Origin of the sequence: Streptomyces sp. NBC_01197 (genome assembly GCF_036010505.1) — a bacterium.
Classification (GTDB): domain Bacteria; phylum Actinomycetota; class Actinomycetes; order Streptomycetales; family Streptomycetaceae; genus Streptomyces.
This window is the reverse complement of the sequence record NZ_CP108569.1, coordinates 386,730-411,778: the sequence shown is the minus strand read 5'-3', so window position 1 is coordinate 411,778 and position 25,049 is coordinate 386,730. Positions and strand designations below refer to the sequence as shown.

18 protein-coding genes and 2 pseudogenes are annotated in these 25,049 nt (G+C 71.4%); 10 read left to right on the top strand and 10 right to left on the bottom strand.

Annotated elements, in window-relative coordinates:
- The first annotated feature begins 82 nt into the window (after positions 1-82).
- A complete protein-coding gene (locus OG452_RS01920; RefSeq protein WP_327293832.1) occupies positions 83-277 on the top strand; it encodes a hypothetical protein in 195 nt (64 codons plus the stop codon).
- Positions 278-322: 45 nt separating this feature from the next.
- Here the strand turns inward: OG452_RS01920 and OG452_RS01915 are convergent.
- Together OG452_RS01915 and OG452_RS01910 are read right to left on the bottom strand one after the other, a co-directional pair.
- Positions 323-670 (bottom strand): annotated as a pseudogene (locus OG452_RS01915) (DUF779 domain-containing protein); the annotation flags it as partial.
- 123 nt (positions 671-793) lie between these two features.
- Complete coding sequence (locus OG452_RS01910) at positions 794-1,642, bottom strand: IclR family transcriptional regulator (protein ID WP_327293831.1); 849 nt, start codon at positions 1,640-1,642, stop codon at positions 794-796.
- A 295-nt stretch (positions 1,643-1,937) separates the two neighbouring features.
- On the opposite strand from OG452_RS01910, the gene OG452_RS01905 reads away from it, so the two are divergent.
- The 3 genes from OG452_RS01905 to OG452_RS01895 all read left to right on the top strand — a co-directional run bounded on the left by OG452_RS01905 (position 1,938) and on the right by OG452_RS01895 (position 7,766).
- Positions 1,938-3,221 carry a hydroxyacid-oxoacid transhydrogenase gene (locus OG452_RS01905; RefSeq protein ID WP_327293830.1) on the top strand — a complete coding sequence of 428 codons (1,284 nt, stop codon included), beginning with the start codon at positions 1,938-1,940 and terminating at the stop codon, positions 3,219-3,221.
- A 128-nt stretch (positions 3,222-3,349) separates the two neighbouring features.
- Positions 3,350-4,669 (top strand): MFS transporter, encoded by a 1,320-nt coding sequence (locus tag OG452_RS01900; RefSeq protein ID WP_327293829.1) that lies wholly within the window; start codon positions 3,350-3,352, stop codon positions 4,667-4,669.
- 202 nt (positions 4,670-4,871) lie between these two features.
- Positions 4,872-7,766 carry an FAD-binding and (Fe-S)-binding domain-containing protein gene (locus OG452_RS01895; RefSeq protein ID WP_327293828.1) on the top strand — a complete coding sequence of 965 codons (2,895 nt, stop codon included), beginning with the start codon at positions 4,872-4,874 and terminating at the stop codon, positions 7,764-7,766.
- 57 nt (positions 7,767-7,823) lie between these two features.
- Here the strand turns inward: OG452_RS01895 and OG452_RS01890 are convergent, their stop codons facing one another.
- The 4 genes from OG452_RS01890 to ald form a co-directional block, all read right to left on the bottom strand.
- Complete coding sequence (locus OG452_RS01890) at positions 7,824-7,970, bottom strand: hypothetical protein (protein WP_327293827.1); 147 nt, start codon at positions 7,968-7,970, stop codon at positions 7,824-7,826.
- Positions 7,967-9,433 carry an amino acid permease gene (locus OG452_RS01885; protein ID WP_327293826.1) on the bottom strand — a complete coding sequence of 489 codons (1,467 nt, stop codon included), beginning with the start codon at positions 9,431-9,433 and terminating at the stop codon, positions 7,967-7,969. The genes OG452_RS01890 and OG452_RS01885 overlap by 4 nt, the downstream gene beginning before the upstream one ends.
- A 342-nt stretch (positions 9,434-9,775) precedes the next feature.
- Complete coding sequence (locus tag OG452_RS01880) at positions 9,776-11,146, bottom strand: aspartate aminotransferase family protein (RefSeq protein ID WP_327293825.1); 1,371 nt, start codon at positions 11,144-11,146, stop codon at positions 9,776-9,778.
- A gap of 125 nt (positions 11,147-11,271) precedes the next feature.
- The gene (ald, locus tag OG452_RS01875; protein ID WP_327293824.1) at positions 11,272-12,387 is read right to left on the bottom strand and encodes an alanine dehydrogenase; all 1,116 of its coding nucleotides are present in this window, start codon (positions 12,385-12,387) and stop codon (positions 11,272-11,274) included.
- Between the two features lie 390 nt (positions 12,388-12,777).
- Here ald and pdxR point away from each other — a divergent pair, with 390 nt between their 5' ends.
- Both pdxR and OG452_RS01865 read left to right on the top strand, forming a co-directional pair.
- A complete protein-coding gene (gene pdxR / locus OG452_RS01870; RefSeq protein ID WP_327293823.1) occupies positions 12,778-14,241 on the top strand; it encodes a MocR-like pyridoxine biosynthesis transcription factor PdxR in 1,464 nt (487 codons plus the stop codon).
- A 101-nt stretch (positions 14,242-14,342) separates the two neighbouring features.
- Positions 14,343-15,057: pseudogene (locus OG452_RS01865) on the top strand (proton-conducting transporter transmembrane domain-containing protein).
- Between the two features lie 39 nt (positions 15,058-15,096).
- Here OG452_RS01865 and OG452_RS01860 read toward each other — a convergent pair.
- Genes OG452_RS01860 through OG452_RS01850 form a run of 3 tightly spaced genes read right to left on the bottom strand, consistent with a single transcriptional unit; the run spans position 15,097 to position 18,706 of the window.
- Positions 15,097-16,815, bottom strand: a complete 1,719-nt coding sequence (locus OG452_RS01860; RefSeq protein WP_327293822.1) for a cobaltochelatase CobT-related protein — start codon at positions 16,813-16,815, stop codon at positions 15,097-15,099.
- A 1-nt stretch (position 16,816) separates the two neighbouring features.
- Positions 16,817-17,875 carry an AAA family ATPase gene (locus OG452_RS01855; RefSeq protein WP_327293821.1) on the bottom strand — a complete coding sequence of 353 codons (1,059 nt, stop codon included), beginning with the start codon at positions 17,873-17,875 and terminating at the stop codon, positions 16,817-16,819.
- A gap of 15 nt (positions 17,876-17,890) precedes the next feature.
- Entirely contained in the window at positions 17,891-18,706 is an 816-nt protein-coding gene (locus OG452_RS01850) for an IclR family transcriptional regulator (RefSeq protein WP_327293820.1), read from the bottom strand.
- Positions 18,707-18,875: 169 nt separating this feature from the next.
- Between OG452_RS01850 and xsc the strand changes: the two genes are divergently transcribed.
- From xsc to OG452_RS01835, 3 genes are all read left to right on the top strand, one after another.
- A complete protein-coding gene (xsc, locus tag OG452_RS01845) occupies positions 18,876-20,684 on the top strand; it encodes a sulfoacetaldehyde acetyltransferase (RefSeq protein ID WP_327293819.1) in 1,809 nt (602 codons plus the stop codon).
- 234 nt (positions 20,685-20,918) lie between these two features.
- Positions 20,919-22,019 carry a phosphotransacetylase gene (locus OG452_RS01840; protein WP_327293818.1) on the top strand — a complete coding sequence of 367 codons (1,101 nt, stop codon included), beginning with the start codon at positions 20,919-20,921 and terminating at the stop codon, positions 22,017-22,019.
- Positions 22,016-22,765, top strand: coding sequence for a phosphonatase-like hydrolase (locus OG452_RS01835; RefSeq protein WP_405565724.1), 750 nt, complete (start codon positions 22,016-22,018; stop codon positions 22,763-22,765). The genes OG452_RS01840 and OG452_RS01835 overlap by 4 nt, the downstream gene beginning before the upstream one ends.
- A gap of 40 nt (positions 22,766-22,805) precedes the next feature.
- Here the strand turns inward: OG452_RS01835 and OG452_RS01830 are convergent, their stop codons facing one another.
- A complete protein-coding gene (locus OG452_RS01830) occupies positions 22,806-23,738 on the bottom strand; it encodes a LysR family transcriptional regulator (protein ID WP_327293817.1) in 933 nt (310 codons plus the stop codon).
- 99 nt (positions 23,739-23,837) lie between these two features.
- On the opposite strand from OG452_RS01830, the gene OG452_RS01825 reads away from it, so the two are divergent.
- The gene (locus tag OG452_RS01825; protein ID WP_327293816.1) at positions 23,838-24,953 is read left to right on the top strand and encodes a YeiH family protein; all 1,116 of its coding nucleotides are present in this window, start codon (positions 23,838-23,840) and stop codon (positions 24,951-24,953) included.
- Positions 24,954-25,049 lie beyond the last annotated feature (96 nt).

Below are 25,049 nucleotides of genomic sequence, written 5' to 3'. Positions count from 1 at the left end.
GGTCTTATGCCGGAATCATGGGTCTCCTCCGCCACACTTACGGCCGAATGCCGCATACCCGGTGTGGCGGAGGAGGACGACCATGGCCATCTCGATCTCACTTGTGCTGCTGCTTGTTGTCCTCGCGGGCATCTTCCTTCGCGGCGGCGGACTCAAGCTCTCCCACGCGATCGTCTGTGCGCTCCTCGGCTTCATGCTGGCCAGCACCAGCCTCGCCCCGACCATCCAGCAAGGGGTCACGGGCACCGCGGACATGGTCGCCAAGATCAAGCCCTGACGCCCCGTACTCTTGTCCGGCTGATCGAGGCGGAGGGCGGCGTCGGATCAGCCGGGACCGGATGAGGAACCTGAGGCCTTCCGGGGCCTCCAGCGAGAAGCCGCCGCCCCGTCCCGCCACGACGTCGAGGATCAGCCGGGTGTGCGCCCACACCTCCTGCTGACTCGCCGAGATCCAGAACGGGACGGGCTCGGCCACGCCGTCCACGGCGAGGGACTCCAGGAGGATGTCCGAGCCTCCGGTACGGAACTCCCCGGCCTGGTAGCACATGGGCGCGCTGCCGTCGCAGCAGCCGCCCGACTGATGGAACATCAGCGGGCCGTGGAGCCCGCGCAGTCTGCGGATCAGCTCGGCGGCGGCGGGGGTGAACTCCACCCGCGGGGCGTCGGACATCGCACTCTCCCGGTTGTCGCTCGGCCTGCGTCTGCCACCCGGCCGGCTCACCGGGCGGCCGGGCTCCGCCCAGTCAACTCCCGGCAACGTTGCGAGGACGTTGCACGGAACACCCCCGCTGCCTCAGTACGTACCCCGGCTCGGCTGCATGGTGCGGTCGGACGGGACGACCCGGGCCACCTCGGTGGCGATCTCCACCACACGTGGGGCCAGTTCACGGATCCGGGTGTCAGGCAGCCGGACGGACGGGACCTGGACCACCACGGCCGCGTGCGCGTAGCCCCGGGCGTCCAGCACCGGGGCGCCGATGCAGCGCACGCCCTCGACGTTCTCCTCGTTGTCGATGCTGTACCCCCGCTCGCGGGTCCGCTCCAGTTCCTCGGCGAACCGCTCCGGGGTCCCGATGGTGTGCGGTGTGACGGCGCGCAGTTCGGCCGGCAGCGAGCTGAGGTACTCCCCGGGATTCTCCGCGAAGCTCATCAGGGCCTTGCCCGACGCCGTGGAGTACAGGGGGAAGTGGGCGCCGGGGTGCTGCTCGAAGCGGAGCGGCAGCGGTGAGGGGACGCGCATCACCACGACGGACTCCTGGCCGTCCCGCACCGCGAGATTCACCGACTCATTGGTCTCGGCGTTGAGTTGCTGGAGCAGCGGGAGGGCGCGGTCGGTGCCCAGGGCGCGCTGGGCCGCCTGGCCCAGCAGTATGGCCGTGCTGCCCAGGTAGTAACCGTCCGTCACCGGATTGCGGCTGAGGAACCCCTCGGCGGCCAGGGCTCCCACGACCCGGTGGGCCGTACCGGGGGTCAGTCCGAGGCGCTGGATGATCTCGGTGACCTGGACATCCCCGTCCGCCTCGATGAGCAGCCGCAGGACGGCCATCGCCCGGTCGATGGCCTGGGTGCCCGCACGCGCGTCGGGCGTCTTGGCCGGCCGCTCGGCCGGGTCCCGTCGTCCGGGAGGAGTGCCGGCAGCCACCTGGTGTCGGTCCTTTCGGCTCTGATCACGATTTCCGTGCAGCCTACCGGTGCCGTCGGCCCGGTTGTGGCGGGTGTTCCGTCGGCGCAGGTGAGCGCGGTGCGCGGAGAGCGGAGCGGGCGTCGGCCGGGAGTCGATTCCTGTCATGGGCATTGACCGGCCGTACGGAGACGTCCTAGCGTGACGGCACTCCACAATGTGGATGTCATTCCAAAACTGTTCTCAGGCCCCGGAACCACCGGCGGAAGGCGGCCCGCCGCACCCCGCCGCAACGCCCCACACGCCAGGAGGGTTCATGCCCAGCTTCGACAACCCCACCGAGTCCGTCTTCACCTGGGCCGCGCCCCCGCTCAAGTTCGGGCTCGGCGCCATCGCCGAGATCGGCGAGGACCTGCAGGCACTCGGCGTCACCAACGCCCTGATCATCACCGACCCCGGTGTCGCCGCGACCGGCGTACCGGACCGGGTCGCGCACGCGGTGAAGGCCGCCGGCCTCGACGTCCGGATCTTCGACGGCGTCGCCGTCGAGCCGACGGACGTGAGCATCGGGGAAGCGGTCGAGTTCGCCAGGTCGGGCCCCTGGGACGGCTACATCGCGGTGGGCGGCGGCTCCGCGATGGACACCGCCAAGGCGGTCAATCTGCTCACCACCCAGCCCGGCACGCTCATGGACTACATCGCCCCACCGATCGGCGGCGGCAAGGTCCCCACCCTGCCCGTCAAACCCCTGATCGCGGTGCCGACCACCGCCGGCACCGGGTCGGAAGCCACCACCATCTGCGTCGTCGACCTCCTGGACCTGCGCCTCAAGGCAGGCATCAGCCATCCACGGCTGCGCCCGGCGCTCGCCGTCGTCGACCCGCTGACCAGCATGACCGTCCCCGCCGCCGTCACGGCGGCCAGCGGCATGGACGTCCTCACCCACGCCGCCGAGAGCTACACCGCGCTCTCCTTCGACGCGCGGCCCGCCTTCCCCAGCGCCAAGGCCCGCGCGGCGTTCTGCGGCGCCAACCCGATCAGCGACGTGTGGTGCGAGAAGGCCATGGAGCTGGTGGGCGTCCATCTGCGCCGGGCCGTGATGAACGGCAACGACCTCTCCGCCCGCTACGGCATGGCGTACGCCTCGGCCGTCACCGGCATGGGCTTCGGCAACGCGGGCACTCACATCCCGCACGCCAACGCCTACCCCATCGCCGGCGCCGTCGAGAACTACCGCGCCCAGGGCTACCCGGAGATGCCGATGGTGCCGCACGGCCAGGCCGTCGCCTCCACCGCCATGGCCGCGTTCCGCTTCACCTACCCGTCGAACCCGCAGCGCCATCTGCGGGCCGCCGAGCTGATCGGCGGACGGCCCGTCGACCCGGACGAGGGCACCGAAGCCCTGCCGCGCGTGCTGCGTGAACTCCTCCGCGACATCGGTATGCCCAACGGCATCACCGCCTTCGGCTACTCCGAGGACCGGCTCGGCGAACTCGTCTCGGGCACGATGAAGCAGTCCCGTCAACTGAGCGTGGTACCACGCCCCTTGACCACCGAAGCGGCGGAACAGATCTTCCGCGAGTCACTCCGCAACTGGTAACGGCGCGCGGCCGGACCGCGCCCCGCTGCCGCCCGCACGCCGGGCGGCGGCCGGCCGGTCCCGTGCCGCGTCCCCCGGTGCCTCTGGCACACCACCCCCCCCTGCGCCCTCGACCCGGAGGCATCCCCATGCCCGCACCAGCGCAGACGCCGATCAGCAAGGTCGCCCTCGCCGGCGCCATCGGCACGACGATCGAGTGGTACGACTTCTTCCTCTACGGGACGGCCGCCGGAATCGTCTTCGACAAACTCTTCTTCCCCAGGTTCGACAGCCTCATCGGCACGCTCCTGGCTTTCGCGACCTTTGCCATCGGCTTCGTCGCACGCCCGCTCGGCGGGGTGGTCTTCGGCCACTTCGGCGACCGGGTGGGACGCAAGACCGCCCTCATCGTCACCATGTTCATCATGGGCGCGGGCACCTTCCTCATCGGCCTGCTCCCCACCTTCGACAGCATCGGCATCTGGGCCCCTGTCCTGCTGATCCTGCTCCGCATCGTCCAGGGCATCGGGGTCGGCGGTGAGTGGGGCGGCGCGGTCCTGATGTCCGTCGAACACGCTCCCGAAGGCCGCAAGGGCTACTACGGAAGCTGGCCGCAGATCGGCGTTCCCGCGGGCCTCATGCTCGGCACCGGCGTGTACGCCCTGCTGTCCAGCTCGCTGTCCAGTGCCCAGTTCCTCGACTGGGGCTGGCGCATCGCGTTCCTGCTCAGCGGTGCGCTCGTCGTCATCGGGCTCTACATCCGCCTCCAGGTCTATGAGACCCCCGCCTTCCAGGCCGTACAGGAGAAGCAGGACGAGGCCCGGATCCCGATCGTCGAGCTGCTGCGCACCTCGAAGCTGAATCTGCTGCTCGGCATGGGCACGCGGATGGCGGAAGGGATCGCATTCAACACCTGGGGCGTCTTCGCCATCGCGTACACCACCGGCGAACTGAACGTGTCGCGGACCCATGCGCTGATCGGCGTGATGGTCGGCGCGGGCGTCTGCATCCCCATGATCCCGGTGTGGGGCGCGATCTCCGACCGGTACGGGAGACTGCGGACCTTCGGGCTCGGAACGGTCCTCTTCGGCCTGTCGGCCTTCCCGGCGTTCGCGCTCTTCGACACCGGCTCCGCGCTGGTCATCGGGGGAACGCTGGTCGTGACACTCGGCCTGTTCTACGGGGCGATGTACGGTCCGCAGGCGGCGCTGTACGCCGAGCTGTTCCCCGCGAAAGTCCGCTACAGCGGCGTCTCCTGCGTCTACCAGGTCTCCGGGGTCTTCGCGAGCGGGCTCACCCCGCTGATCCTCACCAGCCTGCTCGCCTCCGGCGGCGGCAGGCCGTGGCTCATGTCCGTCTACATCGTGGCCATGTCCGCGCTCAGCCTGGTGTCCGTCATCCTCATCGCCGTACTGCGCCGCAGAATCGGCGTGCAGACACCGCGGCCGGTACCGGTGCTGCAGAGCTGAACCGCAAGGTACGGGGGAGGGGCGGGGCCGTACGCGCGGCCCCGCTCGGTTTCTTCGGACCGCTATGTTCCGCCGGACTGCCGCTCTGTCCCTTCGGACCGTCGTGTTCCGTACCGCCCCTCCGGCACCCCGTACATCTGCCCGCCGCGCCCCGCTCCCCTCATCCGCACGGGGCGCCCCTGACCCACCGTGAGGTAGCGCTGTGCACACGCCCCATCCCCGAACCGCGACGGAGATCACCGACGCGCTCCGCCGCGCAGGAGTGGCGGAGGTCGACGAATCCCCGCTGGCCCGGTCCCTCTACGCCTCGGACGCCTCCCTGTACCGGGTGGAGCCCCGGGCGGTCGTCTTCCCTCATGACGCGGCTGAGATCGCCGCCGTGCTGGCGGTGTGCCGGGAACACCGGGTCCCGCTCACCATGCGGGGCGCGGGCACCTCCATCGCCGGCAACGCCGTGGGCCCCGGCATCGTCATCGACACCTCCCGTCATCTGGGCCGGGTACTGGAGATCGACCCGGACGCCAGGACCGCCCTGGTCGAACCAGGTGTGATCCAGTCCGGCCTTCAGCGGGCCGCAGCCCCGTACGGCCTGCGCTTCGGCCCCGACCCCTCCACCCACAACCGCGCGACTCTCGGCGGCATGATCGGCAACAACGCCTGTGGCTCCCGGGCCCTGGGGTACGGCCGCACCAGCGACAACGTCCTCGGACTCGACGTCCTCGCGGGCACGGGGGAGCGGCTGCGCCTCGGCGCGGTACCGCAGACCACGGGCCCCTCCCCTCTGCTCGACAGCCTCCGGGAAACGACCGGCAGCGAACTCGAAGTGATCCGGACCGAGTTGGGGCGTTTCCCCCGGCAGGTATCCGGCTACAGCCTGGAACACCTGCTGCCGGAGCGCGGCTTCGACGTGTCCCGCGCCCTGGTCGGCAGCGAAGGCACCCTGGCGCTCACCCTCGCGGCCAGGGTCCGGCTCGTACACGACGAACCGCAGCGCATCCTGATCGCTCTCGGCTACCCGACCATGGCGGACGCGGCGGACGCCGTCCCGGCGATCCTGCCGTACGCGCCGGTGGCCTGCGAGGGGCTCGACGCCCGGATCGTCCGTGTGGTCGTCGACCGGAAGGGAGCCGCCTCGGTCCCCGAACTCCCCAGGGGCGAAGGGTGGCTGCTGGTCGAACTGGCCGGTGAGAGCTCCACGGCCCTGGTCGCCGACGCGGGCAGGCTGATCGCGGGCGCCGGGGCCCTGGACTCCCTTACGGTCGTCGACCCCGCGCACGCCGCAGCACTGTGGCGCATCCGCGAGGACGGCGCCGGGCTCGCCTCCCGTACCCCCGCGGGCGACCCGGCCCACGCCGGGTGGGAGGACGCGGCAGTCCCGCCGGAGCAACTGGGCGGATACCTGAGGGAGTTCGAAGGCCTCATGGCCGAACACCGGCTGACCGGACTGCCCTACGGGCACTTCGGCGACGGCTGCGTCCATATCCGTATCGATTTCCCGCTCGGCTCCGCCGACGGGACACGCGCCCTGCGGGAGTTCCTCTTCCAGGCAGGTGAACTGGTAGCCCGGCACGGCGGGTCCATGTCCGGCGAGCACGGTGACGGACGGGCCCGCGGCGAACTGCTGCCGCTGATGTACTCCCCGAAGGCCATCGGCCTGTTCGAACGGATCAAGGGCGTCTTCGACCCCGACGACCTGCTCAACCCGGGCGTCATCGTACGGCCGGACCCGGTGGACCACGCCGTCCGCGCCAGCGGCGCACGGCCCCTGCGCCGCAAGGAACTCCCCACCCTCGGGCTGGCCCACCGGCACGACCGGGGCGACCTGTCCATGGCCGTCCACCGCTGCACCGGGGTCGGCAAATGCCGCGCCGACACCACCGCGACCGGCGGTGTGATGTGCCCCAGCTACCTGGCCACGCGCGAGGAGAAGGACTCCACCCGCGGCCGGGCCAGGGTCCTGCAGGACGTTGTCTCCGGGCGGCTCGGGCCGGACGGCTGGCGCTCCCCGGCCCTGCACGACGCGCTCGACCTCTGTCTGTCCTGCAAGGGCTGCTCGTCGGACTGCCCGACAGGGGTCGACATGGCCGCGTACAAGGCGGAGGCGCTCCACCAGAAATACCGCCGCCGGCCGCGCCCGCGCAGCCACTACGCCCTCGGCTGGCTCCCCCGCTGGGCGCGCCTGGTGCGGAGGCTGCCCGGCCTCACCCGGCTGGCGAACCTGGTGATGCGCTCGCGGGCTCTGCACCCGCTCCTCGTCCGCGCCGCCGGAGTCGACCCGCGCCGCCAGCTGCCCGCGTTCGCACCCGAGACGTTCCGCAGCTGGTTCGCCCGGCGCCCGGCGGAGCCTCGTAACCCGCGCCACGGTGATGTGGTCCTCTTCGTCGACACCTTCACCGACGCCTTCTCTCCTGCGACCGGTATCGCGGCGGTGGCCGTCCTGGAGGACGCCGGGTACCGGGTCACCGTCACCGAACGGCCCGTATGCTGCGGTCTGACCTGGATCTCCACCGGCCAACTGGACGGCGCCCGGCGGCAGATACGCGCCACGGTGCGAGCGCTGGCGCCATACGTGCGGGCCGGCGCGCTGGTGGTCGGCCTTGAGCCCTCCTGTACCGCTGTGCTCCGCGCCGACGCCGCCGAACTCCTCGGAGTCGGGGAGGGGGAGGACGGGGGCGACACGGACGGGAAAGCCGTGGCGGAGGTCGCCGCGGCCACCAGCACGCTGGCCGAACTGCTCGGCGGGACTCCGGACTGGACCCCGCCCGACCTGACCGGCACCACCGCCGTCGCCCAGCCGCACTGCCATCACCACGCCGTCATGGGCTGGGAAGCGGACGCCGACCTGCTGCGGACGGCCGGCGCCACGGTCGAACGGCTGGGTGGGTGCTGCGGCCTCGCGGGCAACTTCGGCGTCGAACAGGGCCACCACGACGTCTCCGTCGCGGTGGCCGGACAGCAACTGCTGCCCGCGGTCCGCCGGGCCGCCCCGGACGACACGATCCTCGCCGACGGCTTCAGCTGCCGTACCCAGCTCGACAGCCTCACCGGCCGCTCCGGCGACCACCTCGCCCAGCTCCTGGCCCGGCACCTCCGCTGAACCCCTACCGGCCGTGAAGCCGCCGTCGCCCTGACCGGGAGGCGGCGGCGACCTGTGTCAGCTGACCGCGGCAGCCGATCCGTCCTCCTCGCGGCCGGTGACGACCGGTCGTACGGGGGTGGACCCGGCTCCCGTTGCGCGGACGCAGGCCAGGGCGGTGCGCGTCGCACCGCCCTGGCCCATGGTGCACAAAGGCGTGGTCACTTCTGGGTGTCCAGCACAGGCTCGGACACGGGTTCGGGGCCGGTCTCGGCGGGCCCGGCGTCCGCACGCGCCTGACGGCGTGACCGGTACGCGCGGATTCCGTACGCGCCCAGGACCACCGCGAGTGTCAGCACACTGGCGGCGAAGTCGGAACGGGTGGCCGGCAGGACCGCCATCGCGACGATCACCACGGCCATCGCCGCGATGGTGCACCAGCTCAGATACGGGAAGCACCACATCTTCAGCGTGAGCGACCCCGGATCCTCGCGCTCCAGCCGCCGCCGCAAGCGCACTTGGGAGAGGGCGACCAGGAGATAGACGAAGAGCGCGACCGCGCCGTAGGAGTGGACGATGAAGGAGAACACGGCGTCCGGCGAGACATACGCGATGATCACCGACACATAGCCGAGCACCGTCGCGAGCAGGATCGCGCGCCGGGGTACGCCCCGCTTGCTGAGCTTGGTCAGGCTGTGCGGTGCGTCGTTGTTCCTGGTCAGGGCGAACACGATCCGGGAGGCGCTGTAGAGGCCGGCGTTGAGCGACGAGAGCACCGCGACCAGGATCAGAACCCGCATGAGGTTGCCGGCGCCGGAAATCCCGATGTGCTGGAGCGTAGCCACGTACGGGCCCTGCGCCACCGACGGATCGTTCCACGGCACGATCGCGATGACGAGGAAGATCGAGCCCACGTAGAACAGCAGGACACGCAGTACGACCGAGCGGGTCGCCCTGGCCACACTGCGCTGCGGGTTCTTGGACTCGGCGGCGGCCAGCGCGGCGATCTCCGCGCCGGTGAAGAAGCCGACCGCGGGAATGACGGCAGTGAGGATCGCGCCGATGCCGTGCGGGGCGAAGCCGTGGTGCTGGGTCAGATTGCCGACGTCGGCATGGGCGCCGGGCCACAGGCCGAGGACGAAGACCAGGCCGACGACGAGGAAGACGGTGATGGCGGCGACTTTGATCGAGGAGAACCAGTACTCGAACTCCCCGAACGACCGCACCGAGAACATGTTGACCCCGGTGAGCAGCACCATCAGGCAGAGGCTGACCACCCACAACGGGATCCCGGGCAGCCAGGCGTGGATCTGGCTGGCGCCCGCCACTGCTTCCAGAGCGACCACGTTGACCCAGAAGTACCAGTAGAGCCAGCCGATCGTGAAGCCGCCCCAGTTGCCCAGGGCGAGCCGGGCGTAGGCGTAGAAGGAGCCGACAGCCGGGCGGGCCACGGCCATTTCACCGAGCATCCGCATGACGAGGATGACGAGCCCGCCGGCCAGCAGGAACGAGATGATCGCGGCCGGCCCGGTCTCGTCGATCACCACTCCGCTGCCGACGAAGAGCCCTGCTCCGATCACCCCGCCCAGGGCGATCAGAGTCATGTGCCGCTGTTTGAGTTCGCTCCGGAGTCCGGCCCCTCCGGTCTCTTCGCGTCCGATCTCGCCGGACCCGTTGTTCTCTGCCACGGGGACCCCTTATGTCGGAAAGTGCGTGGAGCTGCCGTAGGGAAATTCAGCAGTGCCCGGAATGCTGGCCGAAAAGTGGATGTGTGAGGAAGATCCAGAACGGGCCGCCGACCGGGTACCAGGCCCCGGGTGCTGGTCCCGTGCCTGTTCCGCGGGAAGTGCCCCAGCGTAGCCACGAGGGGCAACGGGGGTGGAATTCCGGCCATGGAACGGAAAAAGTGTGTGAGAGTGCGCAGTTGTGTTCACAGAGGGTGCGTCTGTTGTGCGCAGAGGGTGTGCAGCACGGCAGCCGGTGCGGGGAGGGCCATTCCCCTCCCCGCACCGGCGTACGGCTGCTTCTCGTCAGCCGGCGACGCTCTTCTGGACGTCGCCGATCATCACGTCGACCCCCGCGAGCAGCTCGTCGAGCACCTCCCGGTCCGCCACCAGCGGCGGCGAGATCATCAGCATCGTCGCGCCGCGGTCGTCCGGGCGCAGGATGACCCCGGTCTTCCTGAATGCCTGCGGGAGGACCTCGCGCAGCACCTTCTGTGACTGCTCAGGGCTGAGCTCGCGCCCGGTGTCACGGTCGGCGGTCAGCTCGACCGCGTAGAAGAAGCCCATGCCCCGCACGTCCTTGACGACGCGGTGGCGCCGCTTGATCTCTTCGAGGCCCGCGCGGAGTTCGGGCCCGAGGCTGCCGACGTTGTCCAGGACCTTCTCGTCCCGCATCGCGGTGATGTTGGCGACCGCGACGGCGGTGGACACCGGGTGCCCGCCCCAGGTGGCGCCGTGCGTGAACGTGCCGCCGCCGGGAGCGTCGTAGAGCCCTCGGACCAGCGGCTCACGGGCGATCATGCCGCCGAGCGGGGCGTAGCCGGAAGTGGAGCCCTTGGCGAAGGTGATCATGTCCGGCACCACGCCGAAGTAACCGCTGCCGAACCAGTGGCCCAGCCGCCCGAAGGAGCAGATGACCTCGTCGGCGACGAGCAGGACCCCGTACTTGTCGCAGATCCTGCGCAGTTCGCGCCAGTACCCGTCCGGCGGGACCAGCGCGCCGCGCCCGTTCTGCACCGGCTCGGCGAAGACGGCCGCGACGGTCTCGGGGCCCTCTTCCAGGATGGCGGCCTCGATCGCCCGCACGCACTCCAGCTCCTCGGCCGGTCCGCAGTCGCCGGTGAGGCCGAGCGTGTTGGGCACATGCCGGATGCCGGGCAGCAGTGGCAGGAACGGATCGCGGATCTTCGGCAGGCCGGTGACGGACAGGGCGCCCAGGGTGACGCCGTGGTACGACATGTTACGGCTGATGATCTTCGTACGCTCGGTGTGGCCCTGGCTGCGGTGGTACTGCCGGGCGAACTTGATCGCCGTTTCGACGGCCTCCGAGCCGGAGTTCACGAACCACGTGACATCCAGGTCGCCGGGGGCCAGCTCCGCGATCAGGCTCGCCGCTTCCACGGCAGGCGGGTGCGCGGCGCCCCAGTTGGTCGAGTAGGCCAGTGTCTCCATCTGCCGGGTGGCGGCCGTGACGATGTCGCGGCGGCTGTGCCCCATGTTCACGCAGAACAGGCCCGCCAGACCGTCGAGGAAACGCCGGCCCTGCTCGTCGTACAGATGGCATCCCTCGCCGCGGACGAAGACCGGCAACTCGGCGCTCTGCCAGACGTCCTGGCGGGTGAAGTGCTGGCCCAGATGGCGCTGCGCCCTGGCACGGAACGCGGACTCGGTGGTCACGATGGATCTCCCCTCCTGGCCCGGCGGCCGCCGGGCGGGTGGTGTGCGGTGGACTGCGGATGTGCTTGGCCGCGGCGGCAGTTGAGCCGGCCCGCGGATGCCGCCAGGGCGAGCGCGGTGGCGGCTCAGCCGAGCGCCTGGGCGGCCTCGACGTACTTGAGACCGTGCGCCTCGGCCACCGGGCGGTAGGTGACCTGGCCGCCCACGATGTTGATGCCGCGCTCGATGGCGCCGTCCGACTCAGCGGCGGCGGCGATCCCGTTGTTCGCGATGTTCAGGACGTACGGGAGCGTGACGTTGGTCAGTGCGTAGGTGGAGGTGTTCGGCACCGCGCCGGGCATGTTGGCGACGCAGTAGAAGACCGAGTCGTGCACGCGGTAGACCGGGTCCGCGTGGGTGGTCGCCCGGGAGTCCTCGAAGCAGCCGCCCTGGTCGATGGCGATATCGACGAGGACCGAGCCCGGCTTCATGCGCGAGACCAGCTCGTTGGAGATCAGCCTCGGCGCCCTGGCGCCCGGGACGAGTACCGCGCCGATGACGAGATCGGCGTCCAGAACAGCGGCTTCGACCTCGTACGCGTTGGAGGCGACGGTGGTGATCCGGCCCCCGTACATCCGGTCGGCGGCCCGCAGCTTGTCGATGTTCTTGTCGAGCAGCACCACGTCGGCCCACATACCGGTGGCCACCGCCACCGCGTTCATCCCGGAGACCCCGGCGCCGATGACGACGACTTTGGCGGGACGGGTTCCCGAGACGCCTCCCATGAGTACGCCGCGCCCGCCCGCCGCCCGGGTGAGGTGGTGGGCGCCGGCCTGCGGCGCCAGCCGGCCGGCCACCTCGGACATCGGGAAGAGCAGCGGCAGCGAGCCGTCGACCGCCTGCACCGTCTCGTACGCCACCCCGGTGATCCCGGAATCCAGCATCGCGTCGGTGCACTCCTTGGAGGCCGCCAGATGCAGGTAGGTGAAGAGTGTCTGGCCGGCGCGCATGCGGTGGTACTCCTCCGCGATGGGCTCCTTGACCTTCAGTACCAGCTCCGAATCCGCCCAGACCTCGTCGGCGGTCGGCACGATCGTGGCGCCGGCCCGGACGTAGTCGGCGTCGGCGATCGACGAGCCGGTGCCGGCGTCCTTCTCGACCTGGACGGTGTGGCCGGCCCGGACCAGCTCATGGACGCCGGGGGGAGTGATGGCCACCCGGTACTCGTGGTTCTTGACCTCGCGCGGAATCCCGATCTTCACGATGATCTCCCCTCGGTGATGCGGGGCGCCGGCGGCTCGTGCCGGAGCGCTGGAGCCGTGCCGGGGCAGACCCGGAAACGGCTCACCCGCAGTGCGGACGGGTGCCCCGACCGGGCACACCGTGCTGAGTGCACCACCAGAGTGCCGACCGGCTGGTCCGGGGGAAAGCGCCAGTTCTGCCCCGCCCGAGGGGTCCAGGACGGAATCGCGATCCCGGCATCTCACCCGGCCCGACCTCTGGAGTAAAGGCTGTTGTACGGCTACGCTCCCGGTCAGCTGGTACCCCCACGCGGCCCGGAAACGGCCTGCTGGATGGGGACAGCGGAGTACCGCGCCCGGGGCCCGGCCCGGTGGGCCGCGCGCGGCCCACGTCATCCGCAGGAGGCGCGTATGCCACGTACATTGATCGAGATCGACCGGACGTCGGGGGAGCCGCTCTACCGGCAGATCCGCAAAGCGCTCGAACACGGCATCGCCGTCGGCACCATCGACGCCGAGCGGAGGCTGCCGTCGTCACGGGAGCTGGCCCGGGAGCTGAGCCTGTCCCGCAACACCGTCAACGCGGCCTACCAGGAGCTGGTCGCCGAGGGGTTCGTGGAGAGCCGCGAACGGCAGGGGATCTTCGTCAACCGCGAGATGCGTCCCTACTGCGCGGTGGAGGAGCGCCCGCCGGCCGAGCGTTTCGACTGGGGGGCGCGGCTGCGCGGCCACCCCGAGGACCGGCTGCCGCACATCGAGAAACTGCCCGACTGGGCCGACTACCCGTACCCGTTCCTCGCCGGGCAGGTGGACCTGCGGGCCTTTCCCGCCCGCGACTGGTCCAGAGCGCTCAACGAGGCCCTCTACCAGCCGCACGCCCAGTACAGCCTCCAGGACAGCATCGCCGCCGACGATCCGCTGCTGGTCGAGATGCTCTGCCGTCAACTGCTGCCCGCGCGCGGGGTGGAAGCGACCCCGGACGAGATCCTGGTCACCGTGGGATCCCAGCAGGGGCTGGATCTGCTGAGCCGGGCCCTGCTGGGAACCGGCTCCACCGTGGCCGTGGAGGACCCCGGCTATCTGGACGCCCGGCACATCTTCGTACGGGCCGGGGCCCGGCTGCTCCCGCTGCCGGTCACCGCCGCCGGGGTGGTACCGCCGGCCGGTCTGGCCGGGGTGGACCTGCTGCATGTGACGCCGTCCCACCACCATCCGACCAACGTCACGCTGAGCATCGGCCGGCGCAGGGAACTGCTCTCGCTGGTACGCGAGAGCGGCACGGTCATCGTCGAGGACGACTACGACAGCGAGTTCCGCTACCAGGGCAGCCCGACACCCGCGCTGAAGGGACTGGACAGCACCGGCCAGGTCGTCTATCTGGGCACGTTCTCGAAGTTCCTGGCACCGGGACTTCGCATGGGGTACGTGGTGGCCTCCCGCGAACTCATCAGGGAACTGCGGGACTTGCGGCGCTACTCCGTACGGCACCCGTCCGGGCACATCCAGCGCGCCCTCGCGCTGCTCATCCAGTCCGGCGAGTACCACCGCGCCGTACGCCGCTACCGCGGCCAGCTGATGCGCAAGTGGGAGGCCGTCACCGCCGCAGTGAACACCCATCTGCCCTGGCACACCACGCCGTCGCCCGGCGGGGTGAGTCTGTGGATGACCGGGCCCCGCGAACTGGACTGCCGCAGACTGGTGGAGCTGGCCCAGCGGCGCGGCGTGCTCATCGAGCGCGGCGACATCTACTTCCTCTCCGGGCAGCCGCCGCTGAACCACTTCCGGATCGGCTTCGCGGCCCCGCAGGTACGCGCGATCGACCCGGGGATCAGCATCCTGGGCGGGCTGGTGGAGAGGATGCTGGCGGGGGCCTGAGCTGCGCCTGCCGACAGCGGCTCCAACGGCACCCCTTCCCTTGTCAGCCCCGACGGGCAAGGTGGTCCCCGCCACCGACAAGAAGCGCAAGAGCACCGGCAGTGCCCCCGGCGCAGTTCGGCGGCCTGATCGCCGGATACCGCCTCCTTCACCAGGCACTGGCCGGCTCGGACGTCAACTGGCCCCTGCTGCTGGCCGTTCTCGCCGCGGTCACCATGACTCTGGGCAACCTCGCCGCGTTCTTTCAGACGTCCGTGAAGCGTCTGCTCGCGTACTCCACCATCAGCCAGGTCGGCTACCTCCTGATGGCCCTGGCCCTGGCCGTGGCCACGCGCAGTGACCTCGCGCAGAGGAGTCTGCTGTTCTACCTGGCCGCCTACGCCGCCACCAACCTCGGCGCCTTCGCCGTCGTCACCGAACTCCCCCACGCCCGCACGCTCCAGGACTACCGCGGTCTCACCCACCCCCCCCGGCCTCGCCGCCGTCCTCGTCGTCTGCCTGCTCGGCCTGGTGGGCACCCCGCCCACCGGCGTCTTCCTCGGCAAACTGGAGATCTTCAGCGCGGCCGTCGAGGGCGGCTGCCCGTGGCTCGCTGCTCTCGCCGTCGTCAACACCGTCGCTTCCCTCTTCTATTACCTGCGCTGGCTCGCCCCCCGCTTCGCCGCCACCGCCACCGCACCCGCCGGCACGCAGGCCGTCCAGGGCCGCTGGACCGCCGCCACCGCTTACACCGCCGGCGCAATCGCCCTCGCCCTCGCCCTCGGCCTGGCCGGCGTCGCGGTACTTCCCCTCACCACCGGGCCCCTCCTCCCCTGAAAGGCCACTCGGCCTCACCCGAGCGGCCAGACCGCTCCGTCAGCCGATCAGGCCGAGGATCTCCCGGAACACCCCGTTGTCCGGACCCCGCGAGAGGTCCAGGACACGTGACGTGCGGTAGTACGGGCTCAGGTCGAGCCCCAGCCCCACTCCGTGGACCTCGACCGCGCCGGACTGCTCGTACCGCGCCACCACGTCCTTGAGGTGCCGGTCGAGGAAGTGGCGGTCGTTGGCGAGCTGTGTCGCGGTGTCCATGGGGCCGCCGTCCGACAGCACGAACAGCAGCCGCCGGCTCCCGGGGCCGCGCTCCGCCGCCGTGCCCTCGGCGCGGCGGGCCGCCCAGGCCACTGCTTCGCCGTCCACGCCCTCGCGGAAGAGGTCCGGCTTCAGCAGGGCGGCGATGTCCCGGCGGGCGGTGCGCCATGGCGTTCCGGCGTCCTTGAACACCAGGTGGCACTGCTCGTTGAGCCGCCCGGGGCGCGGCGGCCGTCCGGCGCGCAGCCAGTCGCGCCGGGCCCGGCCGCCGTTCCAGGCTCCGGTGGTGAAGCCCAGGATCTCGCACTCCGCCCCGGCCCGGTCCAGCGCCCTGGCGAACACATCGACCAGCAGGGCGAGCGATTCGCCGTACTCCTTCATGGAGCCCGAGCAGTCGATCAGGAACGTCACCCTCGCGTCGGTCGCCGGCTCGGTCCGCTCGGCCCTGAACACTCGCCGCTCGGTGGGAGATCCGATCAGCCGGGCCAGCATCCGGCCGTCGACGTACCCCTCTTCCTGCGCGCCGTCCCAGCCCCGGGTCACGGGAGATGCGAGCCGCGCCGTCAACTCCCGTGTGATACCGGAGAGATTGACACCCTGCGAGGCGATCCGGCGGTCGAGCCGCTCGCGGTAGCCGGCCAGCGCCTCGGGGCGCACCAGAGTGCCCGCGCGCCGCTCCCGGTCGTAGGCGGTGGTGAAGACGCGGTAGCCGTCGCCCTCGCCGGTGTCCGTGCCGTGGAGCGCGGTGGCGCTGCCTGCCGGGCCGTCGTCGAACTCCGTCAGCAAAGTGAATCCGTTGCGCGCGGGAGCGGGCCGTACGTCGTCGGCGCGCTCCGCGCGGCCCCGGCGGGCGGCGGCCCCGGCGGAAGCGGTCATCCCCGCCACAACACGGGCGATCGCCAGCGCGTGCACGGCGAACCGGGCCTGGTCGAAGCGGTCCTGGCGCAGCCCCGCAAGCTCGTGGCCGATCAGCGGGGCCAGGGCGCCGCGGGTGGCCTCGATGGCCCCCTCGGTCTCCTCGACGACCGGGCGCCCGGTGATCCTGGCCCTGCACACCTGCGCGACCGTGTGCAGGAGAAGACCGGTCGCCGTCTCGGTCAGCCCCGACTGGTGGAACGCGAGCGACCACTGCTCGTGGCGGTGCTGGAGGTTGCGCTCCATCCCGGGCAGGTGCGCGGGCGCCAGCGACTCGGCCCGGAACTGCTCCAGCATCTCGAAGACCAGCCGCGCCGTCCGGCCGTCAGGGCACAGCCGCCGGTGCAACTCCTGGTCGGAGTGGGCGAGACGCAGCGCCAGGCCGTCCGCCGCTCCCCGGAAGGAGCCGAAGTCGTCCTGCGCGGAGGGATACAGATGCGGTGCGAACACCGGGAGCGCCTGCCGCCCTCGGTGCGGCCGCCCGCCGCGGAAGTACAGATCCGGGACATCGCACAGAGCGCGGACCGCCGCCCCGCACAGCTCCTGGACCTGCTGCCGGTGGCGGACCGCGGCCTGGGTGGCGCCCATGTCAGGCGCCCCGGGCCGGCTCGCCGGCGAGCGGGCCGTGACCGGACACCCGTCCCGGCTCCTCGGGCTCCCGGCCGAAACAGCGCTGGAAGTACTCGGCCACCACATGGCGTTCGTCCTCGTCACAGCGGTTGAGGAAGGACAGCCGGAAGGCGGCGGCGCAGTTGCCGAATATCTCGGTGTTCTCCGCCCACGTGATGACCGTACGGGGAGACATCAGCGTCGACAGATCGCCCGCGCGGAACCCCGCACGCGTCAGCGCGGCGACCGCCACCATCGCGGTCACCAGCTCACGTCCCGCCTCGTCGGCGAAGGCCGGGACCCTGGCCCGTACGATGGCCGTTTCCTCGTCGGCGGGCAGGTAGTTGAGGGCCGCCACGATGTTCCAGCGGTCGATCTGCGCGTGGTTGAGGCGCTGCGCCCCGTGGTAGAGCCCGTTGAGGTTGCCCAGACCCACGGTGTTCGCCGTGGCGAACAGCCGGAACTGCGGATGGGGGCGCAGCACCGTGTTCTGGTCCAGCAGGGTGAACCTGCCCTCGCGTTCCAGCAGGCGCTGGATGATGAACATGACGTCCGGGCGCCCCGCGTCGTACTCGTCGAGGATCAGGGCGACCGGCCGGCGCAGCGCCCACGGGATGATCCCTTCCTGGAAGGCGGTCACCTGGCGGCCTTCGCGCAGCACCACCGCGTCCTTGCCGACGAGGTCGAGGCGGCTGAGGTGGCCGTCCAGATTGACGCGTACGCAGGGCCAGTTGAGCCGGGCCGCCACCTGCTCGATATGGGTGGACTTACCGGTGCCGTGCAGCCCCTGGACCAGCACCCGCCGGTTGTGTGTGAAGCCGGCCAGCAGCGCCAGGGTCACATCGGGGTTGAAACGGTAGGCGGGGTCGGTCTCGGGCACGTGCTCGGACGGTTCGGCGAACGCGGGAACCGTGAGGGGCGAGTCGATGCCGAACACGTCCTTCACGGCCAGCCGGACGTCCGGTCCTTCCGCCGGGGAAGCGGGCTCGCCCTCCGCCGCGCCCTCGGCGCGGCCCGCGGTCGTGGTACAGGTCGTCATGGGGAATGCCCTTCGTCAGGGGGAGTCGGTGGAGCCGTCCGGCGTTCCCTCCGCCTCGATGCGGCTGATCGCCGCGGCGGCGCGCTGGAGCGCGGGCAGGACCTGCAGGGCCTTGTCCGCGGTGAGCCGTACGGCGGGTGCCTGCACGGCGACACACATATTGGAACGGGCGCCCGCGGCCGGCACGAGGACGGCCACGCACACCAGGCCGGGCAGGAACTCCTCGTCGTCCAGCGAGAATCCGTCGCGGCGCACGCGCCGGAACTCCTCCTCCAGAGTGTCGAGATCGGTCACCGTGTTGGGGGTGCACCGCTTGAGCGGCGCGTGGGCGAGCAGCTTGCGCCGCTGCGCCGGGAGCATCTGGGAGAGGATCATCTTGCCGCTGGCCGAGCAGTGGGCGGGCACCCGGGAACCGGCCCGCAGATAGAAGCGCAGCGGCTCGGGGGTCTCCACCCGGTCGAGATAGACGACCTCGTTGCCCGAGAGCGTGGTGATGTTGCAGCTCTCGCCCAGCTCGTCCACCAGACTGCGCAGCACGGCGTGGCGTGCGCCGTGGTGGGTGGCGTTGAGCAGCAGGTTCTCGGCGAGCCGCCGCAGCCTCGATCCGGTGCCGTAGTGCCTGCCGTCGCTCTGGCGGATGAGCAGACCCGCGCTCTCCAGCTGCTGCAGCATCCGGTGCAGCGTCGGTTTGGGCATACCGGTCTCCTCGACCAGGCCCTGGAGCGAGACCAACTGGTCCTTGGAAGCGATCAGTTCGAGCAGCGCGAAGAGCCGCATGGTCGGCGTGTCGCCGTTCAGTGCGGCGGGGTCGGTTTCGCGGGACAGGTCCACGGTAGCTCCAGGTTGATCCAAGTTCCGGAAAGTAGCGTACCAGGTATCGATTTTCGGAACGCACCGTTGACGGGGCGGGGTATGGCTCCTATGGTCCACCCAGATCCTGATTTCAGGAACGCCACGTACCGATTCTTTATGAGATCCGGTGTGCTGAAGGAGTGGAACCATGAGCGAGAACCCCGCGGACACCAGCCGTACTGTCGCGGCAGGCCCGCAGCGGATGACCCCCTCGGAGGCGTTCGTCGAGACGCTGGTGGCCAATGACGTCACCGATATCTTCGGCATCATGGGCTCGGCGTTCATGGACGCCATGGACATCTTCGCGCCGGCCGGTATCCGCCTGGTACCGGTCGTGCACGAGCAGGGCGCCGGCCACATGGCCGACGGATACGCCCGGGTCAGCGGCCGGCACGGGGTCGTCATCGGCCAGAACGGCCCCGGCATCAGCAACTGCGTCACCGCCATCGCGGCCGCGTACTGGGCCCACAGCCCCGTCGTCATCGTGACCCCGGAGACCGGCACCATGGGTATGGGCCTGGGCGGCTTCCAGGAGGCCAACCAGCTGCCGATGTTCCAGGAGTTCACCAAGTACCAGGCCCATGTGAACAACCCGAACCGGATGGCCGAGTTCACAGGCCGCGCCTTCGACCGGGCGATGTCGGAGATCGGCCCGACCCAGCTGAACATCCCGCGCGACTACTTCTACGGTGACATCAACACCGAGATCCCGCGGCCGAACCGGCTCGACCGCGGCGCGGGCGGCGCGAAGAGCCTGGACGAGGCGGCCGAACTGCTGGCCACCGCCGAATTCCCGGTCATCATCTCGGGCGGCGGTGTCGTCATGGCCGACGGGGTCGACCAGTGCAAGGCGCTCGCCGAACGGCTCGGCGCCCCGGTCGTCAACAGCTACCTGCACAACGACTCGTTCCCGGCGAGTCACCCGCAGTGGTGCGGACCGCTGGGCTACCAAGGCTCCAAGGCCGCGATGAAGCTGATCGCCCAGGCGGACGTCGTGATCGCGCTGGGCTCCCGCCTCGGCCCGTTCGGCACCCTGCCGCAGCACGGCATGGACTACTGGCCGAAGAACGCGAAGATCATCCAGATCGACGCCGACCACAAGATGCTCGGCCTGGTCAAGAAGATCACCGTCGGCATCTGCGGCGACGCCCGGGAGGCCGCGGCCGCGCTCACCGAACGCCTCGCCGGCCGGACCCTGGACTGCGACGCCACCCGCGAGCAGCGTGCCGCCGTCATGAAGGCCGAGCAGGACGCGTGGGAGGAAGAGCTCAGCGCCTGGACCCACGAGAAGGACCCGTTCAGCCTCGACATGATCGCCGAGCAGGAGGAAGAGGAGGGCGACTGGCTGCACCCGCGCGAGGTGCTGCGGGAGCTGGAGCGCGCCATGCCGCCCCGCGTCATGGTCTCCACCGACATCGGCAACATCAACTCCGTGGCCAACAGCTATCTGCGCTTCGAGGAGCCCCGCTCCTTCTTCGCGCCGATGAGCTTCGGCAACTGCGGCTACGCCCTGCCGACCATCATCGGGGCCAAGGCCGCAGCCATGGACCGCCCGGCCATCTCCTACGCGGGGGACGGCGCCTGGGGCATGAGCATGGGCGAGATCATGACCGCCGTACGGCATGACATCCCCGTCACCGCCGTCGTCTTCCACAACCGCCAGTGGGGCGCGGAGAAGAAGAACCAGGTCGACTTCTACAACCGGCGCTTCGTCGCGGGGGAGCTGGAGAACGAGAGCTTCGCCGCCATCGCCGAGGCCATGGGCGCCGACGGTATCGTCGTGGAGAAGCTGTCCGACGTCGGCCCGGCCCTGCAGAAGGCCGTCGACGCCCAGATGAACGAGGGCCGGACCACGGTCATCGAGATCATGTGCACCCGTGAGCTCGGAGACCCGTTCCGCCGCGACGCGCTGTCCAAGCCGGTGCGCTACCTGGAGAAGTACCAGGACTACGTCTGAGCGACCCGATCCGGCCGGCGCTCGCGCCACCGGGCTCCATGACCGCGGGGGTCCCGGTCCCGGCTGCCCTGCCCGGCCCCGGGCCCTCCGCACCCCACCGGCCCTGAGGCGCCGTGCACGCCCCTCGTGCGCACGGCGCCTCAGGGACCCCGGGCCCCGGACCGCGTATCCGGTGTCTCTTCCACGCCGCTCTCCCCACTCCTCCCGCACCGCCCACGCCAAGGGAACAGCCCCATGCTCATCGACCCGACCGCCCCGGCGCGGCCCCCCGCGGGACCGGCCGGAGCCGCCGTGCAGCACCTGCTCGACACCTGGGCCCAGCGACTGCGGCCCGCCGCCCGGCGGCCCCGCGTCGCCCTGGCAGAGGGGACCGACCCACGGGCGATCTGGGCCGCGGTCCACCTCGCCGAACAGCACGCCGTCACCCCGGTCCTGGTCGGCGACCCGGCGCGTATCCACGCGTGTGCGGCCGAACTCGGTCTGAAACTGCCCGACGACCCCGACCGGCTCGACCTGCTCGACCCGGCGGCGCTGGCCGCTGACGACCGCTGCGCCGGAACCCTCGCGGACGCCCTGTCCGCCCGGCGCGGTCTCAACCTCGACGGACGGCGCGCCCTGGCCGCCGACCCCCTCTACCTCACCGCGACGGCGCTGCGCCTGGGGCAGATCGACGCGTGTGTGGCCGGCAGCAACCGCCCCACCGCCGACGTCCTGCGGGCCGGACTGCACGTCGTCGGCCTCGCACCCGGCATCCGTACCCTCTCCAGCAGCTTTCTCATGGTGATGCCCGACGGCCGCCTCCTCGGGTACGGCGACTGCGCGGTGGTCGTCGACCCGACCAGCAGGGAACTCGCCGACATCGCACTCGCCACCGCCGCCACCTACCGGGCCCTCACCGGCGAGCCGCCCCGGGTGGCGCTGCTGTCCTTCAGTACCAAGGGCAGCGCCTCCCACCCGCAGGTGGACCGGGTGCGCGAGGCGCTGAGCCTGGTCCGTGCCACCGCGCCCGGCCTCGCCGTCGACGGCGAGCTGCAGTACGACGCGGCCGCCGTCCCGGCGATCGGCCGGTCCAAGGCGCCCGCGTCCGAGCTCGCGGGCCAGGCGAACACCTTTGTCTTCCCCGGCCTCGCCGCGGGCAACATCGGCTACAAGATCGCCCAGTGGGCCGGTGGCGCCGCCGCGGTCGGACCCCTGCTCCAGGGTCTTGCCGCGCCTCTGCACGACCTCTCGCGCGGCTGCACCGGATCGGACATCGCGGCCCTCGCCCTGGCAGCAGCCCTGCAGGCGGACAGCGTCCGCCGCACTCAAGCACCGGAGGAAGCACCGTGCCCCTGACATCCCCGACCGCCGCGCCCCGCCACGCTGCCCGGACTGATCACCGCGCCCGGTCCCGCGACGGGGCCCGTGACGGGATCTGTCTCGCCGTCCTCGACATGGCCGGCACCACGGTCACCGACGCGGGCGCCGTGGAGGACGCCTTCGTCCAGGCCCTGTGCCAGCTGGACGTACCCGAGGGCGGCGCGGCCCACACCCGCATGATGGAGCACGTCCGCGCCACCATGGGCGAGTCCAAGATCTCCGTGTTCCGCCATCTCTTCGGTGACCAGGACGCGGCGGAGCGGGCCAACGACGTCTTCGAGCGCGCCTACGCCGAGCTCGTCGCCGCCGGCCGCTGCAAACCGATCCCGGGCGCGCGCGAGACGATCGAGGCCCTCCGTGCATCCGGCGTCGCCGTCGTCCTCAACACCGGCTTCTCGCCCCGGACCCGGGACAGCCTGCTGGCTTCCCTCGGCTGGCAGGACCTCGCCGACGAGGTGCTCTCACCCGCCGACGCGGGCCGCGGCCGCCCGTACCCCGACATGGTGCTCACCGCGCTCCTGCGCACCGGGACGCCCTCCGTCCACCACACCGTGGTCGTCGGCGACACCCCGTACGACATCGAGGCGGGCCTGCGCGCCGGAGCCGGGCTGGTGGTCGCCGTGCTGACCGGCGCCCACACCGAACCCCAGCTGCGCGCAGCCGGCGCGCACTACGTCATCGACTCCGTCCGCCGCCTGCCGGACATCCTGCGCGGCAGCTGAATCGCGCGCCCACCGCACGTACCGCAGACCCGCCCGCGCCCTACCGGTGCTTGGCCACCCGGAGCAGGTGGAGCGCCGGCTCCGGCAGTTCGCGGCCCTTGGGCCAGACCGCGTGCAGGACGCGGTGCAGCCGGACGGAGGGGTCGACCTCGACCTCGACCAGGCGACCCGAGGCCACGTCCTCGCGTACGGCCAGTGCGGAGAGCACCGCGGGGGCCAGACCACGCGCCGCCGCACTGCGCAGCGGGGCGGTGGATCCGAGCTCCAGGACCGGGACGGCGATCCCGTCGTACGGGCGCAGCGCCCGCTCCAGCGTCTCGCGGGTGCCGGAGCCCGCCTCCCGCAGCAGCAGCGGGGTGTCGGCCAGCTCGCGCCCCGTCAGAGGGCTGCGCCGGTGTGTCCATGGATGGCCCGGTGTCACCACGACGGCCAGCCGGTCGCGTCCCACCGCAGAGCGGTGCAGATCGTCGGGGATCCGGGGGCCCTCGACGAAACCCAGGTCGCAGCCCCCGCGGCGCAGCGCCTCGACGACACCCCAGCTGTTGGTCACCGTCAGCCCGACATGGGCGTCGTCCGGCGCGCTGTCCCGCAGAGTGACGAGCCAGCCGGGCATCAGCTCCTCCGCGATGGTCAGGCTGGCGGCGACATGCAGCCTGCTGTCCTGCCGGGAACGCAGCGCCGCGGCGCCCTCGACCAGGGCCGCGGCCTGTTCGAGCACCGCACGGGCCCAGTCGGTCACCACCGCACCGGCCGGGGTGAGCCGGGAGCCCGCGGTGGAGCGGTCCAGGAGCTGGAGCCCGAGGTGGCGCTCCAGCGTGCGCATCCGCGCACTGGCCGACGGCTGGCTGATGAGCATCCGGGCCGCGGCCCTGCCCAGGCTGCCGGTCTCCGCCACGGTGACCAGCAGCTGCAGCGACTGCAGATCGGGCAGCGGCCGCTGCCCGCTGTCCTGGGTCTCGCCGCGCTCGCTCACCGGTGCCTCCTCATAGGAAAACCTTCATAGGGGAACCCTATGACCTGGCCCCGGATTCGCGTCTACCGGGCTGCACGGATCGCCCACAGGCTGGTGATCATGACAACGAGTACGGAACGCACCCACTCACCGTCCCCCGGTCGCCGGCCCGCGGAGCCGTCTCCCGGCGGCGCGTCCGCACCGGGTCCGGTGCGCCGCAACACGCCCGGCCTCGCGCTCGCCGTCGTCGGACTCGGCCTCGCCGAGGGGGTGCACGCGCTGGCCCCCGCCGTGCCGATGCTGACGGCGGCCGTCGTGCTCGGCGTCGTGGCGGCGCATGTCCCCGGGGTGCATTCGTTCGTACGGGGCCAGGGCAAGGCGGGGCTCACGACGGCCGGCAAGCGGCTGATGCGGGCCGGCATCGTGCTGCTCGGACTCAAGCTCAGCATCGGTGATGTCCTGGGCCTCGGCTGGGCGACGGTGACCATGGTGCTCTGCGTGGTCCTCGCGACCTTCTTCGGGACCTGGTGGCTCGGCCGGAAGATGGGCCTGCCCGGCGACCAGCCGCTGTTCATCGCCACCGGCTACTCGATCTGCGGCGCATCCGCCATCAGCGCCGTCAGCGGTGCGCTCGGCAAGGACGAGGACGACGAGCAGCTCGCGGCCGACGTGGCCACCTCGGTCGCCCTGGTCACCCTGTGCGGGACCCTCGCCATCGCGGTCCTTCCGCTGCTGCACCACCCGCTCGGCCTGAACGATCTCCAGTTCGGCCGCTGGGTCGGCGCCGGCGTCCACGACGTCGGCCAGGTCGTGGCCACCGCGCAGACCGCGGGCCCGACGGCGCTCGGCGAGGCCGTGATGGTCAAGCTGATCCGGGTGGCGATGCTCGCACCGCTGGTCGCCGGGGTCGCGATGGCCCACCGGCGGCGCCGCGCCCATGACGCTGCCGGCGGCAAGGAGGCGCTGGGCACCCGCCGCCCGGCCATCGTGCCGCTGTTCGTGATCGGCTTCCTGGCGATGACGGCCCTGCGCAGCACGGGCGTACTGCCCACCGGAGTGCTCGACGCCGCCGACACCGCGCAGCAGCTGCTGCTGGCCATGGCGCTCTTCGGCCTCGGCAGCGCCGTCCATCTGCCGTCGCTCGCCCGGTCCGGAGCCAGGACGGCCGCCCTCGGTCTCGCCTCCTGGGTGGTCGTCGCGGGAGTGAGCTACGCGGGCGTGCTGCTCACCACCTGAGCGTGCTCACCGGGCCCGCCGCCCCGGTGACCGCCGACACCCCGGCGGGGCAGTCGACGACGACCGCCCCGCCGGCGTGTTCCGCGTACGGACGTG